Source organism: Pseudomonas sp. WS 5079 (assembly GCF_012985465.1).
GTDB lineage: Bacteria > Pseudomonadota > Gammaproteobacteria > Pseudomonadales > Pseudomonadaceae > Aquipseudomonas.
Genome location: NZ_JAAQWN010000001.1, coordinates 70590 through 90723, shown reverse-complemented (window position 1 = coordinate 90723; position 20134 = coordinate 70590). Strand labels below are relative to the sequence as shown.

General features: G+C 63.1%; 16 protein-coding genes. 8 read left to right on the top strand and 8 right to left on the bottom strand.

All coding sequences use genetic code 11. From position 1 onward, the window contains the following. The first annotated feature begins 10 nt into the window (after window positions 1–10). Entirely contained in the window at window positions 11–1597 is a 1587-nt protein-coding gene (locus tag HBO05_RS00435; protein ID WP_172311161.1) for an arylsulfatase, read from the top strand. 180 nt (window positions 1598–1777) lie between these two features. Continuing rightward, the gene (locus HBO05_RS00430) at window positions 1778–4267 is read left to right on the top strand and encodes a fused MFS/spermidine synthase (protein ID WP_172311159.1); all 2490 of its coding nucleotides are present in this window, start codon (window positions 1778–1780) and stop codon (window positions 4265–4267) included. A gap of 207 nt (window positions 4268–4474) precedes the next feature. Here the strand turns inward: HBO05_RS00430 and HBO05_RS00425 are convergent, their stop codons facing one another. After that, window positions 4475–5146: a DUF3313 domain-containing protein gene (locus tag HBO05_RS00425; RefSeq protein WP_169952527.1), complete on the bottom strand. Its 672-nt coding sequence runs from the start codon at window positions 5144–5146 to the stop codon at window positions 4475–4477. Window positions 5147–5339: 193 nt separating this feature from the next. Between HBO05_RS00425 and HBO05_RS00420 the strand changes: the two genes are divergently transcribed. Then, on the top strand, window positions 5340–7640 hold the full coding sequence (locus tag HBO05_RS00420; RefSeq protein WP_172311157.1) for a cytochrome c3 family protein: 2301 nt from the start codon (window positions 5340–5342) through the stop codon (window positions 7638–7640). On the opposite strand, the gene HBO05_RS00415 is transcribed toward HBO05_RS00420, so the two are convergent. Together HBO05_RS00415 and HBO05_RS00410 are read right to left on the bottom strand one after the other, a co-directional pair. Next, on the bottom strand, window positions 7612–8139 hold the full coding sequence (locus HBO05_RS00415) for a DUF934 domain-containing protein (protein WP_170057417.1): 528 nt from the start codon (window positions 8137–8139) through the stop codon (window positions 7612–7614). The two genes, HBO05_RS00420 and HBO05_RS00415, sit on opposite strands and share 29 nt — an antisense overlap. Beyond that, window positions 8136–9806, bottom strand: coding sequence for a nitrite/sulfite reductase (locus HBO05_RS00410; protein ID WP_172311155.1), 1671 nt, complete (start codon window positions 9804–9806; stop codon window positions 8136–8138). Before HBO05_RS00410 ends, HBO05_RS00415 begins: the two co-directional genes overlap by 4 nt. Before the next feature lie 239 nt (window positions 9807–10045). Here HBO05_RS00410 and ccoN point away from each other — a divergent pair, with 239 nt between their 5' ends. Together ccoN and HBO05_RS00400 are read left to right on the top strand one after the other, a co-directional pair. Then, window positions 10046–11473: a cytochrome-c oxidase, cbb3-type subunit I gene (gene ccoN / locus HBO05_RS00405; RefSeq protein ID WP_169952531.1), complete on the top strand. Its 1428-nt coding sequence runs from the start codon at window positions 10046–10048 to the stop codon at window positions 11471–11473. Then, on the top strand, window positions 11473–11694 hold the full coding sequence (locus tag HBO05_RS00400; RefSeq protein WP_169952532.1) for a cbb3-type cytochrome c oxidase subunit 3: 222 nt from the start codon (window positions 11473–11475) through the stop codon (window positions 11692–11694). The genes ccoN and HBO05_RS00400 overlap by 1 nt, the downstream gene beginning before the upstream one ends. 788 nt (window positions 11695–12482) lie before the next feature. On the opposite strand, the gene HBO05_RS00395 is transcribed toward HBO05_RS00400, so the two are convergent. After that, the gene (locus HBO05_RS00395) at window positions 12483–12977 is read right to left on the bottom strand and encodes a hypothetical protein (RefSeq protein ID WP_169955882.1); all 495 of its coding nucleotides are present in this window, start codon (window positions 12975–12977) and stop codon (window positions 12483–12485) included. A gap of 119 nt (window positions 12978–13096) precedes the next feature. Here HBO05_RS00395 and HBO05_RS00390 point away from each other — a divergent pair, with 119 nt between their 5' ends. Then, entirely contained in the window at window positions 13097–13798 is a 702-nt protein-coding gene (locus HBO05_RS00390; RefSeq protein WP_169955880.1) for an aspartate/glutamate racemase family protein, read from the top strand. Here the strand turns inward: HBO05_RS00390 and HBO05_RS00385 are convergent. The 3 genes from HBO05_RS00385 to HBO05_RS00375 form a co-directional block, all read right to left on the bottom strand. Further along, a complete protein-coding gene (locus tag HBO05_RS00385; RefSeq protein WP_169955878.1) occupies window positions 13786–14298 on the bottom strand; it encodes a GNAT family N-acetyltransferase in 513 nt (170 codons plus the stop codon). The genes HBO05_RS00390 and HBO05_RS00385 overlap by 13 nt on opposite strands. Before the next feature lie 60 nt (window positions 14299–14358). Further along, complete coding sequence (locus tag HBO05_RS00380) at window positions 14359–15507, bottom strand: glycerate kinase (protein ID WP_172311153.1); 1149 nt, start codon at window positions 15505–15507, stop codon at window positions 14359–14361. 112 nt (window positions 15508–15619) lie between these two features. Beyond that, window positions 15620–16720: a sugar diacid recognition domain-containing protein gene (locus HBO05_RS00375; protein ID WP_169955874.1), complete on the bottom strand. Its 1101-nt coding sequence runs from the start codon at window positions 16718–16720 to the stop codon at window positions 15620–15622. Window positions 16721–16890: 170 nt separating this feature from the next. Here HBO05_RS00375 and HBO05_RS00370 point away from each other — a divergent pair, with 170 nt between their 5' ends. Beyond that, the gene (locus tag HBO05_RS00370; protein ID WP_032860575.1) at window positions 16891–18201 is read left to right on the top strand and encodes an MFS transporter; all 1311 of its coding nucleotides are present in this window, start codon (window positions 16891–16893) and stop codon (window positions 18199–18201) included. 117 nt (window positions 18202–18318) lie between these two features. Here the strand turns inward: HBO05_RS00370 and HBO05_RS00365 are convergent, their stop codons facing one another. Next, a complete protein-coding gene (locus HBO05_RS00365; RefSeq protein WP_170041518.1) occupies window positions 18319–19023 on the bottom strand; it encodes an SDR family oxidoreductase in 705 nt (234 codons plus the stop codon). 100 nt (window positions 19024–19123) lie between these two features. On the opposite strand from HBO05_RS00365, the gene HBO05_RS00360 reads away from it, so the two are divergent. Beyond that, the gene (locus tag HBO05_RS00360) at window positions 19124–20053 is read left to right on the top strand and encodes a LysR family transcriptional regulator (protein WP_172311151.1); all 930 of its coding nucleotides are present in this window, start codon (window positions 19124–19126) and stop codon (window positions 20051–20053) included. Window positions 20054–20134 lie beyond the last annotated feature (81 nt).

The window sequence follows — 20134 nt, the reverse complement described above, 5'->3', positions numbered from 1 at the left end:
AGCAGGTCTCATGACTCGCATATGCAAGTGGCTACCGAAACTGGCCCTGGTGGCGGTTTCAGTGATGGGGGTCGGGGCGACAGCCCTGGCCGCCGAAAAGCCGAATATCCTGGTGATATTCGGCGATGACATCGGGCAAACCAATATCAGCGCCTATTCCATGGGCGTCGTGGGCTACAAGACCCCGAACATCGACCGTATCGCCAAGGAAGGCATGATGTTCACCGACTATTACGCGGAGAACAGTTGCACCGCCGGGCGCTCGTCCTTTATTACCGGCCAGACGCCGTTGCGCACTGGCTTGTCCAAGGTCGGCATTCCCGGTGCACCGGTAGGCCTGCAAAAGCGCGACATCACCATCGCCCAGGCGCTCAAGTCCCAGGGCTACGCCACCGGGCAATTCGGCAAGAACCACTTGGGCGACCGCGATGAGTACCTGCCCTCCAACCATGGTTTCGATGAGTTCTTCGGCAACCTGTACCACCTCAATGCCGAAGAAGAGCCGGAACGTCCTTACTGGCCCAAGGACGACGCGGCCTTCGTCAAGGCCAACACCCCACGTGGGGTGATCCACAGCTTTGCCGACGGCAAGATCGAAGACACCGGCGCCTTGACCACCAAGCGCATGGAAACCATCGACGACGAAACCACCGCCGCCGCCCAGGCGTTCATCAAGAAACAGGCCGAGGCCGACAAGCCGTTCTTTGTCTGGATGAACACCACGCGCATGCACGTGTTCACCCACGTGCGCGACTCGATGAAGGGCCAGAGCGGCATGCCCGGCAACGAGTACGCCGATGGCATGCTGGAGCACGACGGTGACGTCGGCAAACTCCTGCAGACCCTCGACGACCTGAAAATCGCCGACAACACCATCGTGGTCTACACCACCGATAACGGGCCCAACCAGTTCTCCTGGCCGGACGCGGCAACCACGCCGTTTCGCAACGAGAAGAACTCCAACTGGGAAGGCGCCTACCGGGTGCCGGCGATCATTCGCTGGCCGGGCAAGATCAAGGGCGGCGAAGTCTCCAACGAAATGCTCTCGGGCATGGACTGGTTCCCGACCCTGCTCGCGGCGGCCGGCGATACCGAGGTCAAGGACAAGCTGCTCAAAGGCTGGGCCCCGGTCGCGGGCGGCGCCAACTTCAAAGTGCACCTGGACGGCTTCAACCAACTGCCCTACCTGACCGGCCAGCAACCTAAAGGCGCACGCAACGAGTTCTACTACTTCAACGACGACGGGGTGCTGGTATCGATGCGCTTCGACAACTGGAAAGTGGTGTTCTGCGAACAGCGCCAGCCTGGCGGTTTCCGGGTCTGGAGCGAGCCGTTCGTGTGCCTGCGGGTGCCGAAGATCCTCAACTTGCGCATGGACCCGTACGAGCGGGCGGACGTGGTGTCTGACCAGTATTACGACTGGAGCACCAAGAACGTATACCTGGCGGGCGTCGCGGTGACCAAATCGGCGGCCTTCCTCGAAACCTTCATCGAGTACCCACCCAGCCAGAAACCGGCGAGCTTCAGCATCGACCAGATTCGCGCGGCGGTGGATGCGAAAATCGCCGAGAAAATGAAGGCAGCGCCGGCGCAGTAAAAGGTCGGAGCAGGCTTGTGTGGGAGCGGGCTTGCCCGCGATAGCGGTGGGTCAGTCATCTAATGCATTGATTGACACTGCACTATCGCGGGCAAGCCCGCTCCCACACTAAACCCGGTTTGCACCGGGCATCTTCGCCAGTTTTGAAATATTTGTTCCCTTTGAACAAGGCAATCTGCAATGTCTTCACGCACTGCCAGCCAACCCCTGGCCCGTCTCCAGACCTCCACCCTGCTGATCCCCGCCCTGCTGCTGTTCATCTCCGGCAGCGCCGCTCTGGTGTACCAGGTGCTCTGGATCAAGCAGCTGTCACTGGTGGTTGGGGTCGAGGTCTATGCCATCACCACCGGGATCAGTGCCTTCTTTGCCGGGCTGGCCCTGGGTAGCTGGCTGTTTGGCCGCTGGGCCGATCGGCTCGCACGGCCGCTGGTGCTTTACGCCGCTCTGGAAATTCTCGTCGCCGTGCTCGGAGTCAGCGCCACGCTGGCCCTGGGCATGGCCGCCAGCCCGTTTGCCTGGCTGGAACAACGCATCGGCCTGTTGGCCTGGGTCCTGCCTTTCGCCCTGGTAGGCCTGCCTGCGCTGTTGATGGGCGGCACGCTGCCGGTGCTGGTGCGCGCCCTCAACGTCGATGCCAAGGACCTGGGCCAGGCCGGTGGCCGGCTGTATGCGGCCAACACCGCCGGGGCCATCGTTGGCACCCTGCTCACGGCCTTTGTGCTGATCGCCACCTTTGGCGTGCGCGGCAGTGCCCTGGTGGCCGCCTTGCTCAACCTGCTCGCCGCCGTCGGCGCCTTGTTGTACGTGCGCCATCGCGCAACGTCGGTCAATGCCCCGTCCAAGACCCAACCGGCGCGCCTGGCGCTGGTGCTGTATGCCATCGCCGGCGGCGTGGCCCTGGGTTATGAAGTGGTCTGGTCGCAGTCCATCGTGCAATTCATGAGTACCCGCACCTATGCCTTTGCCGTGGTGCTGGCCACCTACCTGGCCGGGCTGTTTATCGGCAGCCAACTGATGGCGCGCCGGGTCGCACGCATTCGCGATCCGTGGGGCGTCTTCGGTCTGCTGATTGCCGGTGCCGGGTTGGTGGCCCTGCTGGAAATCGCCCTGCTGGGCCGTTGGCTGGTGCTCCTGCAAACCCAGGCTGAAGCGTTGGTACTGAGCTTCGGTGGCAGCGAATTGCCAGGCATGAGCGCACGCTTTGCAATGGCCGCCTTGTGCATTGTGTTTGTGCCCACCTTGTTGCTCGGCGCGGCGTTTCCCCTGGCGCTGCGCCTGAGTGTGGGCGGCGCGCAGGTAGGCCGGGACGTGGGCGCGGTGGTGGCGTTCAACACCCTGGGCGGGATTGTCGGGGTGATGCTCTGCGGCTTTGTGCTGATCCCCTGGCTCGGCCTGGTGCGCACCCTGGGCCTGCTGGCGGTGATTGCCGGCGTGGTGGGCTACATCGCGGTGCGCCGTGGCCATGGGGTGAAAAAAGGTCGCCGCCAGGCCGTGGCGGCCATCGGCCTGCTGTCATTGGCCGTGGCCCTGCTGACCCCGGTGGACCGCCTGGCCAACCTGCTGCCCGGCGCACGCAATGCCAGCCTGGCGTTTTACCAGGAAGGCCGTGGCGCGACCGTCGCGGTGGTCACCCAGGGCAAGGGCACGCGGGCCTTTCAGCGCCTGTACATCCAGGGCGTGTCCAACACCGGCGACGCCATGCCGTCCCTGCGCTATATGCGCATCCAGGCCCTGCTGCCGTTGCTGATCCATAACGCCGAGCCCCGTGCGGCGCTGGTGATCGGCTTTGGCACCGGCATCACCGCCGGCGCACTGTTGCGTTATCCGGGACTGGAGCAACGGGTCGTCGCAGAACTGCTGCCTGCTGTGGTGCAGGCGGCGCCGCTGTTCAAGGGCAACTACAACGCTGCCAGCGATTCCGGCGTGCAGGTGCGCTTGCGCGACGGTCGCCAGGAACTGCTGCGCAGCCCCCAGGCCTATGACTTGATCACCCTGGAACCACCACCGCCCTCCGCCGCCGGCGTGGTCAACCTGTACTCGCGCGACTTCTACCAACTGGCCGCGCGGCGCCTGGAAAAACACGGCCTGCTGGCCCAGTGGCTACCGCTGCCGACGCAGAACATCGAAGACTCGCAATCATTGGTGCGCAGCTTCCTCGACGTGTTCCCCTACGCCACGCTGTGGACCAGCGAGTTCCACGAGATGCTGTTGGTGGGCTCCATGGAACCGATCGAGCTGGACGCCGCGCGTATTCGCCAGCGCTTCGAGCAAGCCCCGGTGCGCAGCGCCCTGGCCGAGGTTGGCATTGATTCGGCCGCGACCCTGCTGGCGACCTGGGTTACCGATCGCAACGGGCTGGAGCGCTTTGCCGGGCAAGCCCTGGCCGTCACCGATGACCAGCCGCGTATCGAATATGCCCCGTGGGTGCGCAGCCAGGAGATCAAGCGGGTGTTGCCGGCCTTGCTCGACTTGCGAGTGCCTGCGCCCTTGCAGAATGCCGATGGGGCATTGCTGCGCACCCTGGAGGCCGAACAACAACGCCTGATGCAGTTCTACCGCGCCAGCCTGCACGCCTATGACGGTGATCGTGCGGCCTGGGGCCGGGATATCCGCCAGGTGTTGCAGGAGGATGGGGCCAATCCGTATTACCGGTGGTTTGTCGGGGATTGATGGGTGGGGGCTGGCTTGCCGCCCATGAGCATGAGTATCTACACAACTGTGTAGTGGTTCTTGGGCTTGTGCACATATCCATTGCTGCGATAACGGCCACTCATGGCAGTGTCGCGGCTACCCCGGTATCCATGCCGGGGCGCCCAAGATCAGGATCAAAAGCAGAGCTGGAGCGCGAAGCCCCATTCCCTGTAGGCGTTGGGTGGGTTACTTGGCCTTGAGCTTGAGGTAGGACTGGTGCAGGTCCGCCGCCCAGCCATCCATCACCGCCTTCACATCCGCCGCTTTCATCACCTGGGTATCGTTGTCCAAAGGCTTGCCCGTGCCTTTGCGCACGACCTGGGCGATCACCCGGCCACTGTCGCCATCGAGAAACTGCGCCTCGGTGCCCAGGGTGGTTTCCTGGTCACGAATCCCGGTGCCGGTGCTCACCGCTGCTGCCACCAGGGCGACCGGAATGTACTCGTACGGTTTGAGGCTTTCGGTCTTGCGGCTGACCGCTGTGATCGCCGCCCGCACCACAATCACCCCAGGTCCCGGGGCGTTGGCCAATGGCAGGGACTTGACCAGCTCACGCTTGAGCGCCTGGTTGTAGTACTCGTTGATGCTGCGCAAGGTGTCTTCGGGGATTTGCGCGGTGGCCTGGGGCTTGGGGAAAAATTGAGTCGGCTCGATATACACCGAGGTGTAGCGGTTCAGATTGAGCTTGGGATCGACCCAGCGCATCACCTCTGCGCCCGACGGCGACTTGGCTTCGCGCAACTGGCTGTAGTCGGAAAGAAATCCCGAATACTCATCCGGCTGCGGGACTTTACTTGCACACCCGGTCACCCCGAGTGAGGCAATACACAGCGTACTGATCATGAGCCCTAGCTTCATGGCGCAACTCCTTGGCGTTTATCGTCGAAACGTGAAGTAACAGGTATAGCCAACTCTGGAAAAATATCCTACTACTGGCACATAAGTGCGGCTTATTTCACACCCCTGATTTGACAGGACCCTGACCTGCGTCAAAGCTGCACACAGCTTAAGCACGCCATAGAGCGTCAATGCATCGGACATCGGAAGTCGCATGCCCAAGGTCAGCCACCGTGATTCATCCCGTCGTTATCTCTACCCACTGTTGATTGCCGTTTTGCTACTGGCGATAGCCGCGATCTGGCTGTTCCTCCAGGCCAGTACGCCCAAGCTGCCGCTGCCGGCGCCCACACCGGTGGCTGTTGTGGCTAAACCGCCGACGCCGCCTGCGCACATGGTGGACGAACAGCAATGCCAGGGCTGCCATCAACCCCAGGCCAAGGACTGGCAAGGTTCTCACCATCAACTGGCAATGCAGCAGGCAACCCCCCAGACGGTACCGGCCGATTTCAACAATGCCTCGTTCCAGGGCGAAGGCGAAACCACTCGCTTCCTGCGCCGGGGCGATGAGTTCTGGGTCAACACCCCGGGGGTCGATGGCAAGCCTGCCGACTTCAAGGTCGCCTACACCTTCGGCATCGCCCCTTTGCAGCAGTACCTGATCGAGGTCGGCGACGGACGCTTGCAGGCCTTGGGCGTAGCCTGGGATACCGAAAAAAACCGCTGGTTCCACCTCTATCCCGGCCAGGGCGTGAACTTCAAGAACCCATTGCACTGGAGCAAGCCGAGTCAAAACGCCAACTTCATGTGCGTGGAATGCCACACCACCGGCTACCAGCGCAATTTCGATGCGCCCAACAACCGCTTCGACAGCCAGTGGAACAGCCTCGGTGTCGGCTGCCAGGCCTGCCATGGCCCGGCCTCGAACCATGTGCAATGGGCAGCGAAGAAAGGCGACCTGTTGCATGCAGGCTTTGCCGTGGACTTGAAGGACAAGGACGCCACCGTCGAGCTCGAAACCTGCGCCCGCTGCCATGCACGCCGCGCCCCACTGGGTGACGGCTATACCGTGGGCAAGCGCCTGATGGATGACTACCTGCCCAGCGTGCTGACCCGCGAGTTGTATGCCCTGGACGGCAAGATCAAGGACGAAGTGTTTGAGCATGGCTCCTTCGCCCAGAGCAAGATGGCCGACAAGGGCGTGCGCTGCACCGACTGCCATAACCCCCATAGCAACCAGTTGAAAGCCCCCGGCAACGGTGTGTGCCTGCAATGTCACAACACGGCGGGCAAGACTGCGGTTGCCTCGGTAGATGGTCGCGGGTTGCAGGCCAGGAATTACGAAGCGCCGGAACACACGCGCCATGTCGCCGGGCAGCCTGGCTCGTTTTGCGTCGATTGTCATATGCCCGGCAAGTTCTACATGGGCAACGACTTTCGCCATGACCACAGCTTCAGCATCCCCAACCCCGAGCGCGCCGCCAGGCTCGGCACCCCGGACGCCTGCCTGAGCTGCCACCAGGGCAAGGCCGGCGACAAGATCAGCGCACAATTCAAACTGTGGGACCACAGCCAGACACTCCAGGCCCCACGCTACGACGAAAGCCTGGCGCTGATTCGCGGCGGCCAGCCGGGTGCGGCACACGCGTTGTATGAGCAATTGGCGCGCAGCAACCTGCCGGCGATCCAACGCGCCACGCTGCTGGCCGAGTTGCCCAACTACCCCAGTGAGCAGGCGTTGAAGCTGGCGACCAAAGACCTGGGCCACCCTGCCCCACAGGTGCGCGAGAGTGCGCTTCGGGCGGTCAGCGCCTTGCTGCCGCCTGCCGAGCGCGTGGCGCTGTATCGCCCCTTGCTCAAGGACCCGGTGCGGGCGGTGCGCATTCTCGCCGCGCGGGATCTGCTCAGCGTCGCAGCGCAAGGCCTGGGCCCGGCCTGGGAACAGGCCATAGGTGAATACGAGAACGTGCAACGGAGCCTGCAAGAGCGCGCCGAAGCCAACCTCAACCTGGCCATGCTGTACCAGGCCAGCGGGCGCGCCGGCCTGGTCGAAGCCCAACTGCGCACGGCGCTGCTGCGCGACCCGGACTTCTACCCGGCGCTGGTGACCCTCGCACAGTGGCTGGAGGCCAATGGCCGGGGCGAAGAAGCCCGCCGCCTGGTTGCCGAAAACCTCAAGCAACATCCCGAGGCCGCGCTGCTGCAACATACCCAAGGGTTGATGCTGATTCGCCAGGGCCATACGCCGTCGGCGCTGACGCACTTGCGCGAAGCCGCCCGCCTGGAACCGGGCAACGGGCAGTACAGCTTTGTGCTGGCGGTGGCGTTGCACGACGGTGGTCAGGTCGACAAGGCCTGCCAGCAGTTGGAAGCACTGCTCCAGCGCCAACCGTATAACCGTAACGCGCGGCTGTCGCTGATCCAGTACTACCTGGAGAACAATCAGGAACCCAAGACGCAAGTGGTGATGCAGGGCTGGAAAAAACTCAATCCTGGCGACCCGGCATTGAAGTAAGCACCTGCCGCCGCCGAAACAGCGGCCGCGGCTCAATCACCGAGCGACCATAGCTCACGCTCATGCCCGCCAGGCCCTTGAGTGCGTCGACGGCCGACTTGTCCTCGCGCACGGCGAACCCGTCGAAACCACACTGGCGCATATGGCTCAGTTGGTCGCGCAGCACATCCCCCACCGCCCGCAACTCGCCCTGCCAGCCCATGCGCGTGCGCAGCAGATAGGCCTGGCTGTAGGCCCGGCCATCGCGAAAGCTGGGGAAGTCCAGGGCAATCAGCGGCAACACCTCCAGCCACGGCTGCAGGTGTTCGACTTCATCGTCCGGGCCGAGCCACACCGCGTCCTGCGGCGGCTCTGGCACAATACGCCGGCTCAGCCACAGGGCCAGCGGCAGGATCAACGGGCCAGCGGGCAGCGGTACGGCGGCGTCGCGCACCAGGGTCCAGGGGTCATCCTGCTTGATACGGGCCACGCCCTGTTCCAGGCTCAACAGATTGTTCATACCGGTTGCACCACGCTGCCATACACCCGCTCCTTGAACGGCTCCAGGCCGATGCGTTGCACGGTGTCGATAAAGGGTTCGTCGCTCTCCCGGTAGCGGACGTAGGTGGCGATCAGGCGTGAGATCACATCCGGGATCTGTGCGGCGCTGAACGAAGGGCCAATCACCTTGCCCAGCGCACTGGCCTTGCCCTGGGCGCCGCCCAGGGTGATCTGGTACCACTCGCTGCCATTTTTATCGACGCCCAGGATGCCGATATTGCCGATGTGGTGATGCCCACAGGCATTGATGCAGCCGGAGATATTCAGGCTGATATCGCCCAGGTCATGCAGGTAGTCGAGGTTGTCGAAGCGCTGCTGGATCGCCTGGGCGATGGGGATCGACTTGGCGTTGGCCAGGGCACAGAAGTCGCCGCCGGGGCAGGCGATGATGTCGGTCAGCAAGCCGACATTGGCGCTGCCCAGGCCCTGCTCGCAGGCCAGGGACCACAACGCATGCAGCCACGCCTTGGGCACATCCGGCAGTACGATGTTCTGTTCATGGGCGATGCGGATTTCGCCAAAGCCGAACTGCTCGGCCCACTGCGCCACGGCGTTCATCTGCTCGGCCGTCACGTCGCCCGGCGGCGCGGCAATCCCCGGCTTGGTGGACAGCACCACACTGCTGTAGCCCGGCACTTTGTGGGGCTGCACGTTGCGTGTCACCCAGCGCGCGAACGCCGGGCTGTCGGCCATGTGTGTGCCAAAGTCCAGGTCGGTGTCGGGCAGCGCCTGATAATGCGGTGGTACAAAGGCCGAGGCCACGCGCTGGTACTCATCCTCGGTCAATTGCGCCGGGCCGTCGCGCAGGTGTTGCCACTCCTCCTCCACCTCCCGGGAAAACGCCTCGATGCCCAGGGCCTTGACCAGGATCTTGATCCGCGCCTTGTACTTGTTATCGCGCCGGCCATGGCGGTTGTACACGCGCAGCACCGCCTCGACGTACGACAGCAGGTGCTGCCAGGGCAAGCCGTCGCGAATCTGCAAGCCGAGGATCGGCGTGCGCCCAAGGCCGCCGCCTACCAGCACGCGCAACAGCATGTGGCCGCCGGCGTCCTGGTAAAGATAGAGGCCGATGTCATGCATCATGATCGCCGCCCGATCCTGGCGCGCCGAGCAGATGGCGATCTTGAACTTGCGCGGCAAGAACAGGAACTCGGGGTTGATGGTCGACCATTGCCGCAGGATTTCCGCGAGCGGGCGCGGGTCCAGCAACTCGTCGGCGGCCACCCCGGCAAAGGCTTCGGTGGTGATGTTGCGCACGCAGTTGCCGGAGGTCTGGATCGCATGCATGTCGACTTCGGCCAGGCGCTGGAGGATGTCAGGCACCTGCTGCAACTCGATCCAGTTGAACTGCATGTTCTGGCGCGTGGTGAAGTGGCCGTAGCCGCGATCGTAGTCCCGGGCAATGCTCGCCAGGGTGCGCAACTGCTGCGCACCGAGGGTGCCGTAGGGGATCGCCACCCGCAGCATATAGGCATGTTTTTGCAGGTACAGGCCGTTTTGCAGGCGCAGCGGCAGGAATTCTTCTTCGCTCAGGTCGCCAGCGACAAACCGTTCGACCTGATCACGAAACTGCGCCACACGCTCGAAGACCAGGGCCCGGTCGTACTCATCGTACCGATACATCTCGCTACCTCATCATGGCTGACCGCGCTCGACGGCAGCGGTTTCTATGGGAGCGACTATGCACTTACAGCTCAATGCGTCACAGATTCAGCTAAAAACTAAAAAACCATATCAGCCGTGCAATACCCCATGTTTTAAGGGATAAATTCTGATCCGTATTAATGTAGTTTTTCTGAGCCTGTTTTGTTTTTCATGGATTTCCTACAGTGCCCGGGACTTGAAACCGTGGAAGACTGACCATGAGCACAGCATCAACCGGGCAGGCCTATAACTATAAGGTTGTCCGTCAATTCGTCATCGCCACCGTGGTATGGGGCGTTATCGGCATGGCCATGGGCGTATGGATCGCCTCCCAACTGGTGTGGCCGGACATGAACCTGGACCTGCCCTGGACCACCTTTGGCCGCTTGCGGCCACTGCACACCAGCCTGGTGATTTTCGGCTTTGCCGGCAGCGCGCAATTTGCCGCCAGCTACTACGCGGTGCAACGTACCTGCCAGGTGCGCCTGTATAGCGACTGGCTCGCAGCCTTTACGTTCTGGGGTTGGCAGTCGGTGATTGTGATCATGCTGATCACCCTGCCCCTGGGCTACACCACCACCAAGGAATACGCCGAGATCGAATTCTCCGGCGCGGTGTGGATGACCGTGGTGTGGGTGGCCTACGCCATTGTGTTCTTCACCACCGTGGTGCAGCGCAAGACCCAGCACATCTACGTCGGCAACTGGTTCTTCGGCGCGTTTATCGTGGTGATCGCCATGCTGCATGTGGTCAACCACCTGTCGATCCCGGTGGACTGGTTCAAGTCCTACCCGGTGTATTCCGGCGCCACCGACGCCATGGTGCAGTGGTGGTACGGGCACAACGCGGTGGGGTTCTTCCTGACCACCGGGTTCCTGGGAATGATGTATTACTTCGTGCCCAAGCAGGTCGGGCGGCCGGTGTATTCCTATCGCCTGTCCATCGTGCACTTCTGGGCGCTGATCACCCTGTATATCTGGGCGGGGCCCCACCACCTGCACTACACCGCGCTGCCGGACTGGGCGCAGTCGTTGGGCATGGCCATGTCGCTGATCCTGCTGGCACCCAGCTGGGGCGGCATGATCAACGGCATGATGACCCTGTCGGGCGCCTGGCATAAATTGCGCACCGACCCGATCCTGCGCTTTCTGGTGTTGTCGTTGGCGTTCTACGGCATGTCGACCTTTGAGGGGCCGATGATGGCGATCAAGACGGTCAACGCCCTGTCCCACTACACCGACTGGACCATCGGCCACGTTCACGCGGGTGCCCTGGGTTGGGTGGCGATGATCACCTTTGGCTCGCTGTACCACATGATCCCGAAAGTCTTCGGTCGCGAGCAGATGTACAGCGTGCCGCTGATCAACCTGCACTTCTGGCTGGCAACCATCGGCACGGTGCTGTACATCGCCTCGATGTGGGTCAACGGCATCACCCAGGGCCTGATGTGGCGGGCGGTCAACGACGACGGCACCCTCACCTACTCGTTCGTAGAGGCCTTGCAGGCCAGCCACCCGGGGTTTGTGGTGCGGTTTGCCGGTGGGGTGTTCTTCCTTGGCGGCATGTTGCTGATGGCCTACAACACCTGGCGCACCGTACGGGTGGCCGACCTGAAGGTGGCGCACAATGATGCGCAGATCGCCTGATGTGGGAGGTCATTTTCAACCTGGCGGCGGTGATCTGCCTGTATGGCGCCGTGGAGTACTGCCTGCGCGGGCAATCGGGGGAAACCTTGGATGAGGCGAGCTTGATTCCGTTTGCCGACGACCCGGAAGTGGCGCGGCGGGTGGAGCTGGCGACAGGCAAACAGGTCAAGGCGGTGGCGCCTGAGGAGGCCAAGCCGGGCTGGGGTAATGTCGAGCTCTAAAGCTCGGTGTTGGGCTTTTTGGGGGAGCGGGCTTGTGTGGGAGCGGGCTTGCCCGCGATGGCCATAGGTGTCTACACAACTCGCTCTTTTTTTGTAGTTGGGTGTGAGTACATATCCGTTGCTGCGGTCATGGCCGTGTCGCGGCTACCCCGGCATCCATGCCGGGGTGCCCACTGCGCAATACCTGCCTGCGGCCATCGTAGTTTGACGGGGCACCTAAGATCAAAAGCCAGATCAAAAGCAGAGCAACAGCAACAGCAACAGCAACAGCAGAACCAGAGCGCGAAGCTGCGTTCCCCTGTAGGAGCTGGCTTGCCTGCGATGACGCCCGAAAGAACACATCAGAGTATCTGGTATTCATTCGTCATCGTTAACGACCATCGCAGGCAAGCCAGCTCCTACAGGGGTACGCGCACGCCTTGACGATCAGGTCGGCTGTCAGGCCGCTTTACTTGTGATTTTGATCTTAGGCGCCCCGTTAAACCACGCTGCCCGTCATCCGAGCCTGGGCGAGGTGCCGAGTGGTGGGGCAAGAGCCCTTTTGGTTACTTTTGGCTGGGCCGGCACTCCGGGCTCTTTTCCAAAAGTGACCCGCCGTAAGGGCAGAACCAATAGCCGCCGTGACCGCAGCAACGGATATGTACACAAACCCAGAAAAGAGTGGTGTAAATACTCATGCCGCGATGGCGGTATATCAGGTCAGGAATACTTGCCTGACACACCGCTATCGCGGGCAAGCCCGCTCCCACACAAGCCCACACAAGCCTGCTCCCACATTTGCCTGGGGATCAGCCGCGCTCGCGGGGAATCAGGCTCTGCAACTGCAAGGCCAGGAAGTTGGCATCGAAGGCAAAGGTGTCCGGGTCTTTCAAGCCATTGGTTTTCTTCCACAACCAATCATTGGACCCCGGCAGCAGCACGAGGGATATGCTGCCGTAACGGGCCGCGGTCAGCCCCATGACCGACAACGAAATCAACCCACCCGCCCCCATCACATCCGGCACAAACTCCACCGGTTTGCCCGCGATATGAATGGTCAGTTTCTCAGTCTTGAAGGTCGAAGTCTCCACCGGCACGCTTGGGCCAGACGCCACATAAGCCTCACGCTGCACCTCCAGCAAACCATCACTCTTGACCGGCGCCAACCACTGCTCGATCTCGCCGTACAGCTCAGTGATTTTCTGGGTCCAGCGGGCTGACTGCACCTCGAACTGCTGGCGCTTGTGCGCTTCGCTGTCGGCGTAATGACGAAGCATCTCGCCCAATTGCTGTACATCGTCCATTGCGGTGTTCCTCGGGGGCTGCAAACAACGATCATGGCAGATGCTGCACCGGCGCGTATGACTAACGCTCGCGTGTTGGGTAAGGTGTAGCTTTCGCCCAACAGCTTGAGGAGCTTTGCATGCGCACCATCGGCCTTATCGGCGGCATGAGCTGGGAGTCCAGCGCCGAGTATTACCGGATCATCAACCAGCAGGTACGCGACCGGTTGGGGCCGCTGCGCTCGGCACAAATCCTGCTTTACAGCGTCGACTTCGGCCCGGTGGAACAAGCCCAGCACGCCGGGCGCTGGGATGACGCCGCGCTGATCCTGCAAGACGCCGCACGCCGCCTGCAAGCCGGTGGCGCGGACTGCATCGTGCTGTGTACCAACACCATGCATCTGGTGGCGCCGCAGATCGAAGCTGGCGTGTCGGTGCCGTTCCTGCACATTGCCGATGCGGCGGGCGCGGCGGCGGTCAAGGCCCAGACCCTGACCGTTGGCCTGCTGGGCACGGCGTTTACCATGGAACAGGATTTTCTCAAGGCGCGCCTGGCAGCCCAGGGCTTGCACGTGCTGGTGCCCGACGCAGCAGAACGCCACGCCGTGCACCGGATCATTTATGAAGAGTTGTGCGTCGGAGTGATCAACGAAGCCTCACGCCAGGTTTACCAGCAGGCCATCGCCAACCTCGCGGCCCGTGGCGCCCAGGCGATTATCCTGGGGTGTACCGAGATCGGCCTGCTGATCAAGCCCGAGCACAGCGAGCTGCCGCTGCTGGACACCACCTTGCTGCATGCGCAGGCTGCGGTGGCGTTTGCCCTGGGCGATCAGGCGGTCTGACGCAGGCGGGCCATGCTCAGGGCATCGACAAATACGCCGTCGCGCACGGCGTAATCGCGCAGCCGGCCTTCAGTCTCGAAACCGAACTTGCGGTACAACGCCTGGGCCGGCTCGTTGTCGACATACACCGTCAGTTCCACCCGGTGCAGGTTCATCCAGTTGTCGGCCACCTCCAGCGCCGCGCCCAGCAACTGGGTGCCCACCCCCTTGCCCTGCCAGGCCACCGCCACACCCATGCCGATGCTACCGACATGGCTTTGCCGACTGCGCGCGTACTGCTCCAGGGTGCAACTGCCAAGCACCTCACCCGCCTGCACCGCCACCAGCCTGAGCAGTCGCTCATTGGTATCGGCCAGGCGCTTGCGCCACACCTCCAGCGACTGGAACGGCATCTGCAGCACCTGACGGCACACGGCCGGATCGTTGTAGAGCGCATGCATGCCTTGAAGATGGCTTTCGGCAAAGCGCTGGATCACGATATTGGTGTCATGTGTAGGCATTGTGTTTCATCCTTTGAAAGACAAGTGGCCGATCAGTGTAGGCGGCGATAACAAGCGCTGTCATCCGCCACTGCGCTGCGCGCCCAAGCGCCACACTCGCGCAATGTCCGCCGCCCGCTCACGCAGCAACCGCGGCGCTTCGCTGCAGGCCTGCTCCAGGCTCATCGGCCCGCCAGGCAAGGCAAACGCGGCGTCGACGCCATGGGCATACATCTGCTCGTAGCCCTCGCCCAGCGTGCCGGCGATAACGATCACCGCAACACCCTGTTGCTTGGCCACCCGCGCCACGCCAAACGGGGTTTTACCGCGCAGGGTCTGGGCGTCGAAGCGGCCTTCGCCGGTGATCACCAGGTCGGCGCCGCGCATGGCGTGTTCCAGGCCCACCAGGTCGGCGACCACCTCCACGCCCGCACGAAACCTAGCGCCGAGGAAGGCCTTGGCGGCAAAGCCCAGGCCACCGGCCGCGCCGCTGCCCGGCTCGTCGCGCACGTCCCGGGGCAAGACTTCGGCGCAGTGGTCGGCGAAGTGTCCGAGGGCCTGGTCCAGCTGCTCGACCTGGTGTGGGTTGGCGCCTTTTTGCGGGCCGAAAATCGCCGAGGCACCGTGGGGGCCGCACAGGGGGTTGTTGACGTCGGCGGCGATATCGAAACGCACCTGGGCCAGGCGCGGGTCCAACTGCTCAAGATTGATCCGTGCCAGGCGCGCCAGGGCCAGGCCGCCACGCGCCAGGCTGTGGCCTTGGGCGTCGAGCAGTTGCACGCCAAGGGCCTGCATGGCACCGGCGCCGCCGTCATTGGTGGCACTGCCGCCAATCGCCAGGATGATCCGCCGGGCCCCGGCATCGAGGGCGGCGCGGATCAGCTCACCGGTGCCAAAGGTGCTGCTGGAACAGGCATCGCGCTGCTCCCGCGGGACCAGTTGCAGGCCGCTGGCTTCGGCCATTTCGATGATTGCCGTGGCACTTTCGGCCAACCAGCCCCAGCGCGCCTGCACGGTGCCGCCCAACGGGCCTTGCACGGTGCAACTGCGCAACTGGCCATGGCAGGCCGCGAGCACCGACTCCACCGTGCCTTCACCGCCGTCCGCCATCGGGCACTGGATCAATTCGGCCTGCGGCCAAACCTCAGCCAGGCCTTCGGCAATGGCCTGGGCCACGCCTTCGGCACTCAGGCTGTCCTTGAACGAGTCGGGGGCGATGATGACTTTCATGGGCTTTCTCCGGTTTTTATGACGCCCATGCTGCCAGTTGGCACCGGCAATGACGCCTGTCCGATGCACAAGCGCGGCTGGGGTTTGTTGTTCATTTCTACAAAAGCGCCTCCTAAGGGGTTTGGGGCAGCAGTTGCACGCCCAGGTACAGCGCGAGCATGCCATCCAAGGTCAACGGGTCGACACCGCTCAATTCGGCGATGCGCTCCATGCGGTAGCGCAGGCTGTTGCGGTGGATGCCCAATGCATCGGCACAGGCCTGGCTTTGCCCGTCGTGCTCACACCAACTGCGCAGCGTCGCCTGCAGTTGGCCGTTGGCGTCCTTGGCCAGGACCTTGCGCAATGGGTTAAGCAGTTCGTCGAGGGCATCGTCGTTGCGATGGCGCCAGAGCATCACCGGCAACCGGTAGCGATTGAGGGTCAGCAGGCGCGACTGCGGCAGCACGTCACGGCCATAGGCGAGCAAGTCCGCCACCCGCCGATAACAGCGGCGCAAGCCTGCCAATCCGTCGGCCTGGCCACCGACGGCCACCCGCAGGATGTTCCAGCCCGAGGCCTCGAGTTTTTCCAGCAGGCGCGGGTTGTCCATCGGCACCGCTGCCGGGCGACACCACAGCAACGAAAACTGTGCGCTGCTGACGCACCAGCTGTCCGGATAACGCGAAGCCAGCCAGGCAGCCAGGGCTTCGGCGGTCTGGCCCGGGCCCAGCTCAAACAGATAGGGGGTTCGCGGCAACTGCGGCTTGAGCCCCAGTTGCTGGGCCTCGTCCACCAGGCGCGGCGACTCGCCGCTGTCGGCCAGCAGCAACGCCAGCAGATCATCACAGCGTTGGCGCCGCCACTGCTGCTCCGCCTGCTGATGGCGCTGGCTGACCAGCATCTCGGCAGTCATGCGCACCAGTTCGGCATAAGTGCGCAGCAACTGCGGTTCACCGCTGATGCCCAGCACCCCGATCAGGCGCTGGTCATGCAGCAGCGGCAGGTTGATCCCCGGCGCCACGCCCTTGAGGTGCTTGGCGGTCTGGCTGTCGATTTCCACCACGCGACCGTTGGCCAACACCAATTGCGCGCCTTCATGACGGGTATTGATGCGCTCCGGCTCGCCGCTGCCGAGGATCAGGCCCTGGCTGTCCATGACGTTAACGTTGTAGGGCAAAATGGCCATCGTGCGATTGACGATATCCTGCGCCAGGTCATGATCGAGTTCGAACATGGGGCTAAATTCCTTGAAAGCGCTGCATTAAGCGATTGTTCAAAGGCACAGCGCAATGGATGGATCGCTGTGCGGGGGCACAAAGACACGACACCGTCCCGTGACCGAGACTCTTGGGGCGATCAACGTTACCCTCGCATCGCGAAAAATCATAATAAAGAGAGAACGCCATGTCACAGAGCGCCGCCGCTACCCTGGCCAACGATGACGACAAAAACGCCGTCTACAAGCGCATCACCCTGCGCCTGATCCCCTTCATTTTCATCTGCTACCTGTTCAACTACCTGGACCGCGTCAACGTCGGCTTTGCCAAGCTGCAGATGCTCGACGCCTTGAAGTTCAGCGAGACCGTGTACGGCCTCGGCGCCGGGATTTTCTTTATCGGCTACGTGCTGTGTGGCGTGCCGAGCAACCTGGCGCTGACCAAGTTCGGTCCCAGGCGCTGGATTGCGCTGATGATGATCACCTGGGGCACCCTGTCTACCTGCCTGCTGTTTGTGACCACACCGACGCACTTCTACACCTTGCGCCTGTTTACCGGTGCCGCTGAAGCGGGCTTCTTCCCGGGCGTGGTGCTGTACCTCTCGCAGTGGTTCCCGACCTTCCGCCGTGGGCGGATCATGGCGCTGTTCATGTCCGCGATCCCGGTGTCGGGCCTGCTCGGCAGCCCGTTCTCCGGCTGGATCCTCAACCACTTCGCGGCGGGCCAAGGCGGCCTCGCGGGCTGGCAGTGGATGTTCCTGCTGCAAGGTGTGCCGACGGTGATCCTCGGTGCCCTCGCCTACTTCCTGCTCAGCGACAGCTTCGCCAACGCCAAGTGGCTGACCGCCCATGAGCGCGCAGTGCTCGAGGCCGACCAGGCCACCGACCTGGCCAACAAGCCCAAGACCACCACTGATTCGCTGCTGGAAGTATTCAAGAACCCGGCGATCTGGGCGTTCGGCCTGATCTACTTCTGCATCCAGAGCGGCGTGTACGCCATCAACTTCTGGCTGCCGTCGATCATCAAGAACATGGGCTTTAGCGATAACCTGGTGATCGGCTGGCTCAGTGCGATCCCCTATTTGCTGGCGGCGGTATTCATGCTGCTGGTGGGCCGCTCTGCCGACCTGCGCAAAGAGCGCCGCTGGCACCTGGTGGTGCCGATGCTGATGGGCGCTGTCGGCCTGATCATCGCGGTGAACTTCGCCACCACCCCGGCCATTGCCATCCTTGGCCTGACCATCGCCACCATGGGCGCCCTCACCGGCCTGCCGATGTTCTGGCCGGTGCCTACCGCCATGCTCAGCGCCGGCGCGGCCGCGGGCGGCCTGGCATTGATCAACTCCATGGGCCAGATGGCGGGCTTTTTAAGCCCGTATGTGGTGGGGTTTGTGAAGGATGCGACCGGCTCCACCGACCTGGCGCTGTACCTGCTGGCGGCGGTGATCGTCGCGGGTAGTGTGCTGGCGCTGCGCATGACCCGTACCCTGAAGGCCTGACACGACACAAAAAATGTGGGAGCGGGCTTGCCCGCGATAGCGGTGGATCAGTCAGCCTATGTATTGACTGACACGCCGCCATCGCGGGCAAGCCCGCTCCCACATTGGGTTCAGTGTTTACAGCAACCCACCGCCGTCGATATCGATCACGCTGCCAGTGATAAAGCCATTCTCCATGGCCATCAAATAACCCGCCGCCACTTCCTCCGCCTGCCCCACCCGCCCTACCGGCAACGCCCCGCCCACCTTGGCGAACATGCCCTGACGCTGTTCCTCAGGCATCCCCGCGTATGCCGGCGTGTCGATCACCCCAGGGCTGACCACGTTGACCCGCCGTGGCGCCAGTTCCTTGGCCAACTGCTTGCCCAACGCTTCGGTCGCGGCATTGATGCCGACCTTGATAAATTGCCCCGGCACCAGCTTGCGCCCCAACTGCCCCGAGGTCAGGACGATGCTGCCGCGCTCGTCGAGAAAAGGCAGCGCCTGTTGGATTGCGCGCAAGGCGCCCCAGAGCTTCACATTGAAGTTGTCCTGGGCCAGTGGCAGGTCGGTGTCCTGCAGGTGTTTGGCCTGGACCGCAGGGCCCGAGGTGAACACCAGGTGGTCAAAACGCCCCACCGCTTCGAACAGACGTTGCAGGGAGGCGCTGTCGGTGACGTCCACCGGCTCGCTGCGCACGCCGTTGTCGACCGTCGACGCCAGGCGTCGCCCGGCCAGTACCACCTGCGCGCCACGGGATGCCGCCTGTTGGGCGACTTCGGCGCCAATGCCGCTGCTACCGCCAATCACCACCACGGTTTTGCCCTTGAGGGGAGATGTCATGGGAACTGCCTCGTGCGGAAAAATGAGCGTTCATCTTCCCAGCTTGGCAATCGCGGAAAAATCCCGGTAAAACGACAGGATCTTTAAGGGTTTTTTACAAATGAGCTCAATCCTCGACCTGGAAGTGTTTGTACGCACCGCCGACAGTGGCAGCCTCTCGGCGGCCGCCCGCAGCCTTAACCTGACCCCGGCCGCCGCCAGCATTGCCCTCAAACGCCTGGAAACCCGCCTGGGCATGCGCCTGCTGGCCCGCTCCACTCGCAGCATGCGCCTCACCGAAGAAGGCCGGCGCTACCTGGACAGCGTGCGGGTGGCCCTGGAAGCCCTGGCGGAAGGCGAACAGGCGATCAAGCAACACGGCCAGAGCCTCAGCGGCTTGCTGCAACTGTCCGCGCCCTCGGATTTCGGGCGCAATGTACTGCTCGGTTGGCTGGATCAGTTCAAGCGCGAGCACCCGAATATCCGCCTGCAATTGCTGCTTAACGACAGCAACGCCGACCTGTTCCGCGAAACCGTGGACATCGCCCTGCGCTTTGGCGTGCCAAGGGATTCAAGCCTGGTGGCGCTGCCGGTGGTCGCCGATCACCGCCGTATCGCCTGCGCCAGCCCCGCGTACCTGGCGCGCCACGGCACACCCCAGGTGCCGGCCGAGCTGGCGCAGCACAGCACTCTGCGCTACATGCGCCAGGGCCGGCCCAACAGCACCTGGTATTTTCGCCAGGGCACGCTGCTTGAGGAGGTCGAAGTGGGCGGCGATTACCTCAGTGATGACGGGGAAATCGTGCGGCGCTGGGCCCTGGCCGGCCACGGTATTGCCTACAAGGCGAACCTGGATGTGGCCGGCGATATCAAGGCCGGGCGCCTGGTGCCGTTGTTCGGCGAATGGCAAGGCGAACCCACGCCCTTCAACCTGATGTGCCCCCATCGCCTGCAAGTGTCGGAGCGGGTCAAAGTCCTGCATCGCTTCTTGCAGGCACGCGCTGGCGAATTGCTCGCCGAATCAGCGCAACACAGGGCAAAAACGCTCTAGCGCGGGCCCCTCGGCACTGTTCAAAATCCAACAGCAGTTCAACACAGGTGTGGTTTTTTGGCATAAGAGACCCGCTGATTA

Coding starts and splice junctions, on each gene's coding strand:
- HBO05_RS00435 (WP_172311161.1), top strand. CDS start 11: ATGACTCGCATATGCAAGTGGCTACCGAAACTGGCCCTGGTGGCGGTT.
- HBO05_RS00430 (WP_172311159.1), top strand. CDS start 1,778: ATGTCTTCACGCACTGCCAGCCAACCCCTGGCCCGTCTCCAGACCTCC.
- HBO05_RS00425 (WP_169952527.1), bottom strand. CDS start 5,146: ATGAAGCTAGGGCTCATGATCAGTACGCTGTGTATTGCCTCACTCGGG.
- HBO05_RS00420 (WP_172311157.1), top strand. CDS start 5,340: ATGCCCAAGGTCAGCCACCGTGATTCATCCCGTCGTTATCTCTACCCA.
- HBO05_RS00415 (WP_170057417.1), bottom strand. CDS start 8,139: ATGAACAATCTGTTGAGCCTGGAACAGGGCGTGGCCCGTATCAAGCAG.
- HBO05_RS00410 (WP_172311155.1), bottom strand. CDS start 9,806: ATGTATCGGTACGATGAGTACGACCGGGCCCTGGTCTTCGAGCGTGTG.
- ccoN (WP_169952531.1), top strand. CDS start 10,046: ATGAGCACAGCATCAACCGGGCAGGCCTATAACTATAAGGTTGTCCGT.
- HBO05_RS00400 (WP_169952532.1), top strand. CDS start 11,473: ATGTGGGAGGTCATTTTCAACCTGGCGGCGGTGATCTGCCTGTATGGC.
- HBO05_RS00395 (WP_169955882.1), bottom strand. CDS start 12,977: ATGGACGATGTACAGCAATTGGGCGAGATGCTTCGTCATTACGCCGAC.
- HBO05_RS00390 (WP_169955880.1), top strand. CDS start 13,097: ATGCGCACCATCGGCCTTATCGGCGGCATGAGCTGGGAGTCCAGCGCC.
- HBO05_RS00385 (WP_169955878.1), bottom strand. CDS start 14,298: ATGCCTACACATGACACCAATATCGTGATCCAGCGCTTTGCCGAAAGC.
- HBO05_RS00380 (WP_172311153.1), bottom strand. CDS start 15,507: ATGAAAGTCATCATCGCCCCCGACTCGTTCAAGGACAGCCTGAGTGCC.
- HBO05_RS00375 (WP_169955874.1), bottom strand. CDS start 16,720: ATGTTCGAACTCGATCATGACCTGGCGCAGGATATCGTCAATCGCACG.
- HBO05_RS00370 (WP_032860575.1), top strand. CDS start 16,891: ATGTCACAGAGCGCCGCCGCTACCCTGGCCAACGATGACGACAAAAAC.
- HBO05_RS00365 (WP_170041518.1), bottom strand. CDS start 19,023: ATGACATCTCCCCTCAAGGGCAAAACCGTGGTGGTGATTGGCGGTAGC.
- HBO05_RS00360 (WP_172311151.1), top strand. CDS start 19,124: ATGAGCTCAATCCTCGACCTGGAAGTGTTTGTACGCACCGCCGACAGT.